Source organism: Paenibacillus sp. ATY16, from assembly GCF_003399985.2.
Taxonomy (GTDB): domain Bacteria; phylum Bacillota; class Bacilli; order Paenibacillales; family Paenibacillaceae; genus Pristimantibacillus; species Pristimantibacillus glycanilyticus.
In genome coordinates this window covers 49,142-63,125 of the sequence record NZ_NMOK02000023.1, presented here as the reverse complement: position 1 = coordinate 63,125, position 13,984 = coordinate 49,142, and the positions used below count along the sequence as shown (strand labels likewise).

Sequence of the window (13,984 nt, the reverse complement as noted above, 5' to 3'; positions counted from 1 at the left end):
TAGACTTGCTTAGGGGGAAGCGGAAATGAATGATACCTGGAAAAATATAATCTTCCGCAGGTCAGCTCTATGGGGCGGACTGCTTGCCGCAGCGGCAATTGCTTCCGCTTCATGGACGGCTGATGCCTATATGCTGAACTTGTTTTTTACAATCGGCATTTATGTGATTGCGTGTGTCGGCATGAATATTCTGGTCGGCTATTGCGGGATTGTCTCCATCGGCAATGCCGGATTGATGGCTGCGGGAGCGTATACCTCGGCATATGCCAGCACGCATTACGGATTGAACTTCTGGCTGTCCGCGCTTGCCGGCATTGCGGTTTCACTGATCATCGGAAGCCTGATTGCCATTCCTACGATTAAAGCGGGCGGCGTGTATCTCTCCATGATTACGATCGCCTTCGGGGTAGTTGTGCATGAAGCATTGATCAGGTGGGATGGGGTTACCGGCGGGCCGCTTGGCATATCGGGCATTCCTAAGCCAAAGCTAGGCGATTATGTCTTTGATCTGCAGAGCATGTATCTCCTCGTAGCGGCGGTTGCTATTGGGTCTCTTATCCTTGCTTACAATATACGGCGATCGGCTTGGGGGAGATCCATGATCGCCACGAAGGAAAATGAGATAGCCGCGGCTTCCTTGGGTATTCGAAAGTTTAAGCCGCAATACATCGGATTTGCGGTCAGCGCCGTTCTAGCGGGTCTTGCCGGTACGTTGTATGCCCATACGAACAGTTTTATCAGTCCGGATACTTATCATTTCCAGGCCTCGGTTCAGCTTGTGCTTATCGTAATCTTAGGCGGCTCCGGACGCTTGCTTGGGCCCATCATCGGCGCAGTTATACTGGTCTTCCTGCCTGAAATGCTGGAGATGGAGAAGCTGCGTATGGCGCTGTACGGGACGATCATGTTCGCGGTTCTTTATTTTCTCCCGAAAGGGATTATGGGAACGATGAATGATTGGCTGGAAGCGCGGTTTGGCTTAAAGCTAAGTTCACAGGAAGCGGATCGCAGCGGCGGTAAGGCTGATCTTAGCTTACTGTTCGCGAACGATAGGAAAAAGGGCGGATTTCCTGCTGCCGCACTTCGCCTAGAGGGCATTAATAAGTCGTTCGGCGGTCTACAGGCCTTAAAAGAAGTTTCGGTTGAGATTAAAGCCGGCACGATTCATTCCCTTGTTGGACCCAACGGTGCCGGGAAAACGACTCTCCTTAATGTAATCTCCGGCTTGTATACGCCGGAACAAGGAGCAATGGAGCTGCATGGAGCTTCTCTCTCCGGTTCGCTGTCGTCGGTATCCGGATTAGGTATTGCCCGAACCTTCCAGCATTCCAGGCTGTTTAAAGAACTGACCGTTCTTGAAAATGTCATGACCGGAATGACCGTAAAGGCGAGGACCGGGCTTGGAGCGGCTTTCCTTCGAACACCGGGACAACGCCGCAGGGAAGCGGAATTGCAGGAGAAGGCGCATCGGTTGCTTGATCTGATTGGTTACGATGGGAACCGGCATATGTCCGCCAGCCAATTGCCTTACGGTCATCAGCGAATGGTGGAGATTGCAAGGGCGCTTGCGACGGAGCCAAGCGTATTGCTGCTCGACGAGCCGGCGGCCGGCATGACGGCAGCCGAAATCAAGCAGCTGGAGGAGCTTCTTCAGAGGCTTGTCGGTTATGGCCTCACGATCGTGCTGATCGAGCATCATATGGATTTTGTTCAGCGCGTATCCGATACCGTCACTGTTCTGGATTTCGGCAAAGTCATTGGGACGGGTAACCCTGCCCAGCTGCTGAGCGATCCGCGGGTCATACAGGCGTATTTAGGCAAAGAGGAGGTTGCTGCGGATGCTGAGCGTTAATGGCTTATCCGTCAGGTATGGTCCGGTCGAAGCGTTAAAAGGCGTGGATATCGAAGTGATGAAAGGCGAGATTGTAGCCATTATCGGCTCGAACGGCGCCGGCAAGACAACGCTTATGCAAACCATTTTAGGGCTTGTGAAGCCGCATTCCGGCAGAGTGCTGCTGGAGGGGACGGATATTACCGCGATGCCGGCCAACCGGACCGCAAACCTTGGGGTGTCGCTTGTCCCGGAGGGGAGGGAAGTGTTCGGTACGTTATCGGTGCTAGAAAATATGCGGATGGGCTTAAAGCGACGGATTGGTTCAGTCCGAAAGGAGCAGTTCAACAAGGAGCTGGAGCCGTTATTTGACCGGTTCCCGAAGCTGTATGAGCGGCGGACGCAGCTTGCTTACACCTTAAGCGGCGGGGAGCAGCAGATGCTGGTTCTGGCGAGAGCGATGATCAGCAGGCCCAAGCTGCTGCTGCTCGACGAACCTTCGCTTGGTCTTGCTCCGATTATCGTAAACGAAATTTTTGAAGCGATCTACGGTTTATCGAAGGAAGGGACATCGATTCTGCTTGTCGAGCAGATGGCTCATAAAGCTCTAAACCTAGCAAGCAGAGGATACGTGATCGATAAAGGCTCGGTCGCGATGCACGGGGATTCCGACGAGCTGCTCCGGGATGAGCGGATGGTTGAAGCTTATTTGGGAGCCCATTAGCCAACCAGAGAGGGATGAAGGTGATCAGTGATGGAAGCGAATAAAACAATAGTGCGAAACGTAAAGATCGAAGACCGGTTGTATGACTTGACTCTGGACCTGACGACAGGCTGCGTGGCAGAGATTGAAGCCAGCGGTAAAACGATGCCGTCCGCAGCGGACTTCGCGCGAGTCTGGGATGCTGACGGGCTGCTCTACCTGCCGGCCTTGTCCGATATGCATATCCATCTGGACAAACATTTTCTCGGAGAGCCGTGGAAGCCGCTGCAGCCTTTAGTTACGTTACCCGGGCAGCTAGAGTTCGAAACTCGCATGCTGGAAGCACTGCCAACGCGTGCTGCGGAAAGAGCGCACCGGCTGGTGCAGCTTCTGCTGATGAATGGGACAACGGCGATTCGGACGCATGTGGATGTTGATCCCAAGCTTGGACTTTCTCATCTGGAGGATATCCTGGAGGTCAGAGAGCATTTTAGAGGGCGGATGGCTATCGAGATTGTAGCTTTTCCTCAACAGGGCCTGCTGCGGTCCCAATCCGTATCGATTATGAAAGAAGCGCTTCGGGCAGGAGCGGATTACGTAGGAGGAGTTGATCCGGCCGGGCTGGACGGACAGGTTGACGCGAGCCTGGAAGCGATGTTCGAGCTCGGCACGGAGTTTAATGCCGGCGTAGATCTGCATCTGCATGACCCCGGGCATCTGGGAACCTATACGATTAGCCGATTCGCTGACTTGACCTTGGAGGCAAGCCAAAGCGGTCGTACGGCTGTCAGCCACGCCTATTGTCTCGGGCAGGTCAGTGAAGCCGAATCCCGAGAGCTGGCGCAAAAGCTTAGCGCAAGCCAAGTGGCGATTATGACCAGCGTTCCTATCGACCGTCCTATGCCGCGGGTAGATCAGCTGCTTCAGGAAGGGGTTCGGGTTCATGTCGGTTCGGACAATATTCTGGATGCGTGGAGTCCGTTCGGCAACGGAGATTTGCTTGCGCGCGGCTCGCGGCTGGCTGAAAAATTCAGCTGGATTACGGACGAACAGCTGCTGCAAACCTATTCGCTTATTTCATCGGATTCGCTTGTTCCGAAGGTTGGAGACCGCGCAAGCTTTTCTTTGGTTAATGCCTTAAATGCCCGACATGCTATCGCGGCTGTACCTCCCCGCGAAGCCGTCTTTTCCGGAGGGATGCTGGTAGGCGGCCGTTGGCACGTAAGCGGTAGACAAGATCAAATCGTATTAGCTTAATCATTGTGATAAGCAGAGCAGTGTGTCCCGAATGGATGCACTGCTTTTTTGTTGCTCCGCATTCCCGAACATCCGGCTTGATTATCTTGGAATTACATACATTTTCCGTAGATTTGCATCTTATTCCAATAGCCTTATCCTTCCTATAATTAGTGATATGCCTAATGAAAGGAGGACCGTTAAGGGACAACTTGTAATCGCTTCCAATTGAAAGGCCAATCAGAGTTATCATTCGAGGAGGAATAGAATGCGCAACAAGCATATCGCGTGGCTGTTAATTGCTACGCTGCTGATCACGAGCCTGTTAGCATCCATTGGAGAACCCGCATCCGCTGCGGGAGGAACGAATCTAACCCTTGGCAAGACCATCACGGCAAGCGGACAATCGCAAACGTACACGCCAAACAATGTGAAAGACAGTAATCAGGCTACTTATTGGGAAAGCGCGAATAACGCGTTCCCGCAATGGATTCAGGTTGATCTAGGTGCCGTTGCAAGCATCGATCAGATTGTACTGAAGCTGCCCGCTGGCTGGGGAGCGCGGACGCAAACCCTGGCAGTCCAAGGAAGCGCGGACGGCTCGACGTTTTCGAATATTGTTGCTTCCGCCAATTACGCGTTTGATCCGGCCGTTCAAAACAACACGGTTACGATCAACTTTGCCGCGGCAAGCACCCGTTACGTCCGTCTGAATGTTACGGCAAATACCGGATGGCCGGCAGCCCAGTTATCCGAGTTCGAAATTTATGGAGCGAGCACTCCGGCAGCGCCCGGTACATATCAAGCGGAATCCGCCGTTTTGTCGGGCGGGGCCAAGGTAAATACCGATCATACGGGCTTCTCCGGTACCGGCTTCGTTGACGGATACTGGACGCAAGGGGCATCGACTGCTTTTACCGCAAACGTAGCTTCCGCCGGTAGTTATGACGTCGCTTTGAAATACGCCAATGCCAACGGAGCTTCGAGAACCGTCAGCATTTACGTCAATGGCACAAAGATTCGTCAAACAACGCTGCCCAATCTGGCGAATTGGGATACTTGGGGAACCAAGGTAGAGACGCTTACGCTAAACGCAGGCAATAATACGATAACCTACAAATACGACGCCGGGGACTCCGCGAACATTAACATCGACGAGATCACAGTAACGGCGTCCAGCTCGCCGACACCAACGCCAACGCCAACACCGACACCGACGCCAACACCAACGCCAACACCAACACCAACACCGACACCAACGCCAACACCAACACCGCCGGCAACCGATAACATCGCGATTGGCAAGACCATGACGGCGTCCTCAAACACGCAATCGTTTGTAGCTTCGAACGCTAACGACAACAATACGGGCACGTATTGGGAAGGCGGCAGCAACCCAAGCACGCTGACTCTTGATCTCGGCAAAAACTACGATGTCACCTCCATCGTATTAAAGCTGAATCCGGCAAGCGAGTGGAGCACTCGCACCCAGACGATTCAAGTGCTTGGCCACAACCAGACAACAACAACTTTCGGCAATCTTGTCTCCTCGCAGTCGTATACCTTTAACCCGGCTTCCGGCAACACCGTGACGATTCCGGTTACGGCTACGGCTACGGTAAAAAGGCTTCAATTAAACATTGCGTCCAATTCCGGAGCTCCGGCAGGTCAAATCGCGGAATTCCAAATATTCGGCACGCCTGCGGCCAATCCGGATTTGACGATTACGGGCTTGTCCTGGTCGCCCGTTTCACCGGATGAATCCAGCGCAGTTACGCTTAACGCAACGGTTAAGAATGATGGCAATGCCAGCTCTGCGGCAACTACCGTCAACTTCTACCTGAACAACGAGCTTGCCGGTTCTGCTGCAGTGGCGGCGTTAGCTGCCGGTGCTTCTGCTCCAGTATCCGTCAATTTCGGCAGCAAGACAGCAGCAAGCTACTCGGTCAGCGCGAAAGTAGACGAGAATAATGCCGTCATCGAGCTTAACGACAACAATAACAGCTACACGAACGCGGCGGCATTGGTGGTTGCGCCAATTGCAAGCTCAGACTTTACCGGAACAACCTCATGGACGCCTAGCAATCCGGTAGCCGGCAATTCGATTGCCTTTACGGTAAATTTGAAAAACCAGGGTACCGTAGCTTCCGCTGGCGGCTCCCATGCCATTACCGTGGCCTTGAAAAATTCGGCCGGCTCCACAATCCAGACGTTTAGCGGCTCGTATAACGGCGCATTAGCCTCGGGGGCTTCGGCTAATGTAAGCATTCCGGGCACTTGGACGGCCGTCAACGGCAATTACACCGTAACGACAACCATTGCGGCGGATGCCAATGAAGCGGCGTCCAAGCAAGGGAATAACGTAAGCACAACGAATCTGGTTGTTTACTCGGTCCGTGGCGCAAGCGTGCCGTATACCCGGTACGATACGAATGACGCAACCCGCGGCGGCGGAGCAACGCTGCAATCCGCACCAACCTTTGATCAATCATTAACGGCATCCGAGGCTTCCGGGCAAAAATATATCGCGCTTCCTTCGAGCGGTTCCTATCTGCAATGGACTGTACGGCAGGGTGAGGGCGGAGCGGGCGTGACGATGCGCTTTACCATGCCTGACTCGGCGGACGGCATGGGTCAAAGCGGCTCCCTTGACGTCTATGTCAACAACGTGAAAGTGAAGACCGTAGCGTTATCCTCTTACTATAACTGGCAATATTTCTCGGGAGATATGCCGGCGGATGCTCCAGGCGGCGGACGGCCGCTGTTCCGCTTCGACGAGGTGCATTGGAAGCTGGATACTCCGCTTCAGCCGGGTGATACCGTTCGCATTCAGAAAGGAAATGACAGCATCGAATACGGGGTAGACTTCATCGAGGTCGAACAGGTTCCGACGGCAATTGCCCAACCGGCTAATTCGGTGTCCGTTACCGATTACGGCGCGATTGCCAATGACGGGCAAGATGATCTTACGGCTTTCAAAGCTGCGGTTAACGCTGCGGCAGCGGCCAACAAAACGTTATATATCCCTGCAGGCACGTTCCATCTCGGCAACATGTGGGAGATTGGCTCGGTCAGCAACATGATCAATAACCTGACGATTACAGGCGCGGGTTATTGGTATACGAATATTCAGTTTACGAATCCGAACGCAGCCGGCGGGGGAATCTCGCTCCGAATTACAGGCAAGCTGGATTTCAGCAACGTCTACCTGAATTCGAAGCTTCGTTCCCGTTACGGTCAGAACGCGATTTACAAGGGCTTTATGGACAATTTCGGAACGAACTCCAAAATCCATGACGTGTGGGTGGAGCATTTCGAATGCGGCTTTTGGGTGGGGGATTATGCCCACACTCCTGCGATTTACGCGAACGGGCTGACGATCGAGAACAGCCGAATTCGGAACAATCTGGCGGATGGCGTCAACTTCGCTCAAGGCACCAGCAATTCCATCGTTCGCAACAGCAATCTCCGCAATAACGGCGACGATGCTCTGGCCGTCTGGACGAGTAACACGAACGGCGCTCCCGCAGGCGTGAACAATACGTTCTCCTACAACACGATTGAGAATAACTGGCGCGCGGCGGGCATTGCGTTCTTTGGCGGCAGCGGACACAAAGCCGACCACAACGTGATTATCGATACCGTTGGCGGCTCCGGCGTCCGCCTGAATACGGTCTTCCCGGGTTATCACTTCCAGAACAATACGGGTATTACGGTCTCGGAAACGACGATCATTAATAGCGGTACGAGTCAAGACTTGTATAACGGGGAGCGGGGAGCGATCGACCTGGAGGCTTCCAATGACTCGATCAAGAACGTGACCTTTACCAACATTGATATCATTAATGCGCAGCGTGACGGGATTCAATTCGGTTACGGAGGCGGCTTCGAGAATATCGTCTTTAACAACGTGACCATTGACGGTACCGGCAAAGACGGGGTAACGACGTCGAGGTTCTCTGGCCCGCATTTAGGGGCGGCCATCTATACCTATACGGGGAACGGATCGGCAACGTTTAACAATCTGGTTACGAGAAACATCGCCTATCCGAACGTGAACTACGTGCAAAGCGGATTTGCGTTAACTTTTAATTAGAGGAAAGGACCGCTCCGATTGACTAGGAGTGGTCCTTTTTCAAGCGCGATTTACACAAACAAAACGTGGCGTTCATACAATCCCTCATGTCCTTTTATATACTTGAGAAGACGACTTTCAAGGACTAGGGTGATATAAGATGATTAAAAAACGAGATTTGCACGAATGCCACTCCTTGTATCATTTATTGGTTGATCCCGCTGTTTTCCCTTACGTTCGCTACAAACCCCAGTCGTATGAACAATATTTATTCGCAACCAAGCAGTTGATCGTCGAAGAGGAGCAGGGCACCTGTATTTCAAGAACGATTCTGAATGAGACGGCACAACCCATTGGCAGTATCGATCTTTACGATATTGTCAATCGTACAGGCTTCCTGGCTACATGGATCGGTATTCCTTATTTCGGCAAAGGGTATAACCAGCTGGCTAAGGATGCTTTTTTCACGGAGCTTTTTCTGGAGCATGGGATTGAAACGGTATTTTTAAAAATTCGCAAGCAAAATATCCGATCGAAAAAAGCGGTCGAGAAGCTGCCCTATGTCGCCTTAGCCAATGAGCTTAATCCGTATATGTATACTCGAATCAATGAGACCGAGCAAATCTATGATTTGTATCAAGTAGAAAGGTCGGTATTTTTGGATAACAGCCATGCTATTCAGCAGGAGATTGCGACTTGATAAAAGATAGCGTTGCAGGCAGCTATGCCCGCAACGCTATCTTTTTGATCGTTATTCGTTAACGGAAAGTACGATAGGTCAGTTTTAACGCAGGATAATGAATTGTTTTCGATGAGGCAACTCCTTAGAATCTTAAGAAAACGAGGGCAAAGGAGATCTTATCTACATGAGCACGAAGCCTGCATTAACAGTACGCTCGAAGGAACGAGGCGCGGAATTAGGCGACTTGTTCGGCATATTTTTCGAGGATTTGAATCATGCGGCGGATGGGGGGCTTTACGCGGAGCTTGTTCTGAACCGTTCCTTCGAATTTGATCCGATTGACCATCCCAATTACCACGCTTTCATGGGTTGGGAGAAGGTAGAAAGAGGCGGCGGACAGGCGGAAGCAACGATCGGGGATAGCCAACCGCTTAACTCGCGTAACCCTCATTACGCCGTAATTGAAATTGCTGCGGAGGGGAATGGCGTTGGTCTTATGAATCTTGGTTTCAACAGCGGCATTCCCGTCAAGCAAGGCGACCGTTATTTATTTTCCGTATTTGCGCGGCGTGACGCCAGCTTCCATGAACCTCTGACCGTCACGATTGAAGGGGCGGATGGTGCCGTATATGGCGAGGCGGCCATTGAGGTCCATTCATCGGAATGGATGAAATACGAGGCTGTAATAACATCAGACGCGACGGATATGGGCAGTCGTCTTGTTCTTTTGACAAAAGGGCAAGGGAAGCTGTATCTCGATATGGTATCGTTGTTCCCGGAGAAAACTTATCTTAAGCGGCCTGGGGGCTTAAGAGAAGATATTGCGAAGCTGCTTGCCGACCTGAAGCCGAAGTTTATGCGTTTCCCGGGCGGCTGCCTCGTGCATGACGGCTCCTTGAACGCGGATGACCGAAATTCGATGTACCGGTGGAAAAACACGATTGGCCCCGTTGAGCAAAGACCGGCCAGAAGGAACAACTGGCGCTACAATCAGACGCTGGGTCTTGGCTATTACGAATATTTTCAATTATGCGAGGACATCGGCGCCAAGCCAATCCCGATTCTGCCGGGCGGCTATGATCCGCATCACAACCGAATCGTTCCGGTCGAGGAGCTGTCGCCATGGATCCAGGATGCGTTAGACCTCATTGAATTCGCTAACGGCGATGCTTCGACTACATGGGGAGCGATTCGCGCGGAGCTGGGTCACCACGAGCCGTTTGGGCTTGAGTATATCGGAATCGGCAACGAAGAGGTTGGGGAACCGTTCTTCGAACGATACCCGTACTTCCATCGCGCCATCAAAGAGAAGTATCCGGCAATGAAGGTGATAAACTCCTCGGGGCCATTTGCCGCGGGAACGGAATATGAACGCGGCTGGCAATCTGCCAGAGAGCATCAATCGGATCTGGTGGACGAGCATTATTACAGTTCGCCGGAATGGTTCCTAGCCAACTACCATCGCTATGACAACTTCAAAGCGGATGACCCGAAAGTGTTCCTCGGCGAATATGCCTCGTGGGGAAACACGTATTATAACGCGCTTGCCGAAGCGGCTTATATGACGGGGCTTGAGAAAAACGCGCATGCCGTAGGACTTGCCTGTTATGCACCGCTCCTGTGCAACGTCGATTACGTGAACTGGAAGCCGGATATGATCTGGTTCAACAATCATGAAGTTTACGGCACGCCTAACTATTATGTGCAGCAGCTGTTTATGCATCATCAAGGGGATCAGCTCATAACGATCGAAGCAAGCGGTCTGGAAGCTGCTCCGAACGATATAAAGATGCCGATTAACGGAGCATTATCTCTTGAGACGGATCGCTGCTCCTTCCGTTATTGGGATATCTTGCTGGTGAACAACGAGAACGGGGAAGTAAAAGAGCTGAACGGTGGCTTGCCTTGCACGCTCTCCGATACGGAAGAAGACAGACGGAACGGGACGTCGGTCAAGGCAATTGATCTAGGGGAAACGGATTGGGAGAACTATACGATAACCCTGAAAGCGCAAAGAATGAGCGGACCTAAAGGCTTTAATCTCAAGTTCGGGCAAACGGACGAGAAGAACAAGCGAATCTGGGAGTTTGGCGGCTGGCAGAATCAGGATTCGATTATTGCCTCCCATATCAATGGAAGAGGCTCCGTCCTCACCCAAAGCCTTTTTAGCGTAGAAGATTTTAAAGAATACGACATGAAGCTGGAAGTGTCGGGTCGTCGGATACGAGCATGGATTAACGGCGAGCTCATTAATGAGACGGAAGATACGCTGCCGGTCATCGAGCCTTTGTATTATTCCGCCAGCTATGATCGCACAACGGGCGATACCATCGTAAAGGTTGTGAATGTACAAGACAACTCCGTGAACGCTGACGTGGTGCTGGAAGATTTGCAGAAACCGTTCCTGAATGTTGATATCCACGAGATGTCCGGCCATTCGCTGGATGACGAGAATACATTCGAAGCGCCTGACCTTGTATCCCCAAAGCAGAGCCATATCCGTGTCCAAGGCAACCGGTTTGCGTACGATTTTCCCAAGCATTCCATTACGGTATTCAGAGTGAAATAAAGCAAGTTTTCAAAAAAATCGCCTAAAAAGCGGTTTTTTTGTTGTTTCGTCTATTTAAGGGCCTTACAGCCGTTATTCGAAAAGGGGATCGTTATGCTGAACCGGATATGGAAGCCCAGCTTGATGAGGCAGATCTTGATCTTGATTGCGCTTATGCTGGTCACGCTGCTTATTACGTATATCATTACGAACCGCATTGCCCAGCAAATTATCGAACGGAAGGTAACCGCTTCCGTCAATACCATCCTGCAGCAGGTCAACGAGAAGATGACGAGCTTCGACAGCGACATGCAGGGAATCTCCACCTTCTTGTTTTATAGCCCTACCGTGCAGACTTATATCAATACGGACGATATGCTGGACCGGGTACTAATGAACCGCGAAGTGCTGTCGGTATTCGCGAATACAATGTCGATGAAATCCAATATAAGAGGGATTCAGTTGTATGACCGAAGCGGGAAGCTGATGACAAGGCTTGGCGAGGGCCAGGACGAGACGACGGCACCCGTTCAAACGATGTCCTATTCCGGGTTGGTTAATCTGGATGACCGGCCGATGGAGCATTTTTACATCATTACGGCTCCGATCTATGGACTGGACAGCAACCATATCGCAACGGAATACCGGGGCACCGGCCGTTACGTGATGGATGTCTCCAACCTGAGCCCGATTCTGAGAAGCGCAAAAGTTACGGCCAACTCCCGGGTAATGCTATTGGACCGGAACGATCATATCTTAACCAGCGAAGGCAAGGTGTCCAGCAGCGATTCGGTGAATGTAGGCAAGTGGAAGGCAAACTCGAAATTTATCGTCCAGTCGATTACGCTTGCTCCTTCCGGCTGGAAGCTGATCAGTATCATTCCGAAGAGCGAGCTGCTTAACGAGCTGGGAACGGTCAAACGGATTAATATAACAACCTACGCGATTATGTTCGGCATTCTGTGCATGTTCCTGCTTATTTTCTTCAGCCGAATTCTTAAGCCTATTAAATCGTTGATGGATTTCATCAAATCCTATCCGAAAAACGGAGAGGATAGCCGCTATCAGGTCGTTCACAAAAACGAGATCGGAGTGCTTGGCCAAAAGCTGAATAATATGCTGGACGATATAAGCGAGCTGAGCGATGAGGTCCGCTCTACCCAAATCCGAATGCTGGAAATTGAGCTGGCCAAAAAACAAATGGAAATATCGGCTTTCCGGAACCAGATCAATCCGCATTTTCTCTATAACACGCTGGAAAGCATCCGCGCCATGGCCTTTTACCATAATGTCCGCGATATTGCGGATATTTCGGAGTCTCTGTCGCGCATGTTCCGCTATGCGGTGAAAGGGAGCAATTTTGTGACGATTGCGGAGGAGCTGGCCCATATTAGGGAATATGCGAGAATAATAGATTTTCGATTCAGAGGGCGGTTTAAGATCGTTACCCGCTGCGAAGAGAATTTGCTGAACGAGACGATGCTCAAAATGTTATTGCAGCCGCTTGTTGAAAACGCGGTATTTCATGGGCTGGAACGGAAGCTGGGTGAAGGAGAGGTGTTGATCGATATCCATAGATCCGCCGATCACCGGATCCATGTTCTTGTTCAGGATAACGGCTACGGCATGAGCGGGAGCCAGCTGCAAGAAATAAGGGAAGGACTTGCCGGCATTCAGGAATTTGTCTCAGGGGAACTGGGTAAGCAAAAGGGGATCGGAATCTCCAATATCTATAACCGGACGTTTTTATTCTATGGCGAAGCTGCAACCCTTGAGGTTGACAGCGTGTTGAATGAAGGGACGAGCGTCAGGATTTCTTTCCCGCCGCGCGTCATCGAGGGAGGAAACGAACATGTATCGCGTGTTAATCGTGGATGATGAGCCTTGGGTCGCTTACGGCATATCGAAACTTATCGATTGGGAGTCGGAAGGGTTTCAGGTTATTGGCGAAGCTTACGACGGTTCGTCGGCTTTGCGGTTTATTGAGGAGCATCGTCCCGAAGCGGTAGTCTCGGATATCCGGATGCCTGGTCTTAACGGGATTGAATTGCTGAATGAAATCGCCAAGCGGAAGCTGGGGACGGAGGTTATTCTCGCGAGCGGGTATTCCGAGTTTGAATATGCCCAGCAGGCATTGCGGCTTGGCGCGTTCGACTATTTGCTTAAGCAAATCGAGAAGGTGCAGTTGCTCGAAACGATCGGGCGTTTGAGAGGCTATTTGGAGCAAAAAAAGCTGGCTGCTGGCGACCCCGATGCACAGTTGAACGATCTGTTTGAACTGCTGGATGCCGATGGTCGTACTTCGATCGATCAGTATATGCTCAATCGGGGGATAAAGCCGGAGCATCCGAATGTTCTGCTCATAAACGCTCTATTTCCGTATGCTACGGTGACGGATGCCTCCGAAAGAGTTGCTGAATTGTCTGGGATGAATGCCCATGTCATGAGAACGGGCTCAAACAAGCTGTCTCATATTTTGCTATACGATGAAGCCGTGCATGCCAAGGAGCTGCTGGATTTTATAACTGGAAGTCTAAATGATGCGAGTCATATCGGAATCAGTATGACGGCGGATTTGTCTTATTCGCTCTCAAAGATGTTTCATGCGGCGGATATCGCGTTATACACTTCCTGCTTTTATCCGGATCAACGGATTGTCCGTTATAAAGAGCATGAGGCAGCGGCCGCCGGGATTTCGGGAACTATGCTGCAGCTGGAGCTGAGCATGAAAGAACGAAAACTATCGGATATGCAGGAATGCCTTCAACGGCTGATGGAGCAATGCCGCGGCATGCAGCTGGACCAATTCGCCAGCGTGTACAATCAGATCATTTCGCTTATCCATAAATATTACAGCCACGCAAGCATGCAGCCAGGATATTGAATTTCTGGCTTGCGATCAGCTGGCA

At 51.5% G+C, this 13,984-nt stretch carries 8 protein-coding genes; all 8 read left to right on the top strand.

Going from position 1 to position 13,984, the window contains the following annotated elements; translation table 11 throughout:
* The first annotated feature begins 25 nt into the window (after nt 1–25).
* Nucleotides 26–1,852 carry a branched-chain amino acid ABC transporter ATP-binding protein/permease gene (locus CFI03_RS13155; RefSeq protein WP_248757565.1) on the top strand — a complete coding sequence of 609 codons (1,827 nt, stop codon included), beginning with the start codon at nt 26–28 and terminating at the stop codon, nt 1,850–1,852.
* Complete coding sequence (locus CFI03_RS13150) at nt 1,839–2,555, top strand: ABC transporter ATP-binding protein (protein WP_248757564.1); 717 nt, start codon at nt 1,839–1,841, stop codon at nt 2,553–2,555. The genes CFI03_RS13155 and CFI03_RS13150 overlap by 14 nt, the downstream gene beginning before the upstream one ends.
* Nucleotides 2,556–2,585: 30 nt before the next feature.
* Nucleotides 2,586–3,791: an amidohydrolase family protein gene (locus tag CFI03_RS13145; RefSeq protein WP_248757563.1), complete on the top strand. Its 1,206-nt coding sequence runs from the start codon at nt 2,586–2,588 to the stop codon at nt 3,789–3,791.
* Between the two features lie 247 nt (nt 3,792–4,038).
* Nucleotides 4,039–7,866 carry a discoidin domain-containing protein gene (locus tag CFI03_RS13140; protein ID WP_248757562.1) on the top strand — a complete coding sequence of 1,276 codons (3,828 nt, stop codon included), beginning with the start codon at nt 4,039–4,041 and terminating at the stop codon, nt 7,864–7,866.
* A 139-nt stretch (nt 7,867–8,005) separates the two neighbouring features.
* On the top strand, nt 8,006–8,545 hold the full coding sequence (locus tag CFI03_RS13135; RefSeq protein WP_248757561.1) for a GNAT family N-acetyltransferase: 540 nt from the start codon (nt 8,006–8,008) through the stop codon (nt 8,543–8,545).
* Between the two features lie 166 nt (nt 8,546–8,711).
* The gene (locus tag CFI03_RS13130) at nt 8,712–11,096 is read left to right on the top strand and encodes an alpha-L-arabinofuranosidase C-terminal domain-containing protein (RefSeq protein WP_248757560.1); all 2,385 of its coding nucleotides are present in this window, start codon (nt 8,712–8,714) and stop codon (nt 11,094–11,096) included.
* A gap of 93 nt (nt 11,097–11,189) precedes the next feature.
* The gene (locus tag CFI03_RS13125; RefSeq protein ID WP_248757559.1) at nt 11,190–12,953 is read left to right on the top strand and encodes a cache domain-containing sensor histidine kinase; all 1,764 of its coding nucleotides are present in this window, start codon (nt 11,190–11,192) and stop codon (nt 12,951–12,953) included.
* Complete coding sequence (locus CFI03_RS13120) at nt 12,928–13,959, top strand: response regulator (RefSeq protein ID WP_248757558.1); 1,032 nt, start codon at nt 12,928–12,930, stop codon at nt 13,957–13,959. Before CFI03_RS13125 ends, CFI03_RS13120 begins: the two co-directional genes overlap by 26 nt.
* Nucleotides 13,960–13,984 lie beyond the last annotated feature (25 nt).

What these genes read in the sequence shown, in the direction of transcription:
- CFI03_RS13155 (WP_248757565.1), top strand. Translation starts at nt 26, where the DNA reads ATGAATGATACCTGGAAAAATATAATCTTCCGCAGGTCAGCTCTATGG.
- CFI03_RS13150 (WP_248757564.1), top strand. Translation starts at nt 1,839, where the DNA reads ATGCTGAGCGTTAATGGCTTATCCGTCAGGTATGGTCCGGTCGAAGCG.
- CFI03_RS13145 (WP_248757563.1), top strand. Translation starts at nt 2,586, where the DNA reads ATGGAAGCGAATAAAACAATAGTGCGAAACGTAAAGATCGAAGACCGG.
- CFI03_RS13140 (WP_248757562.1), top strand. Translation starts at nt 4,039, where the DNA reads ATGCGCAACAAGCATATCGCGTGGCTGTTAATTGCTACGCTGCTGATC.
- CFI03_RS13135 (WP_248757561.1), top strand. Translation starts at nt 8,006, where the DNA reads ATGATTAAAAAACGAGATTTGCACGAATGCCACTCCTTGTATCATTTA.
- CFI03_RS13130 (WP_248757560.1), top strand. Translation starts at nt 8,712, where the DNA reads ATGAGCACGAAGCCTGCATTAACAGTACGCTCGAAGGAACGAGGCGCG.
- CFI03_RS13125 (WP_248757559.1), top strand. Translation starts at nt 11,190, where the DNA reads ATGCTGAACCGGATATGGAAGCCCAGCTTGATGAGGCAGATCTTGATC.
- CFI03_RS13120 (WP_248757558.1), top strand. Translation starts at nt 12,928, where the DNA reads ATGTATCGCGTGTTAATCGTGGATGATGAGCCTTGGGTCGCTTACGGC.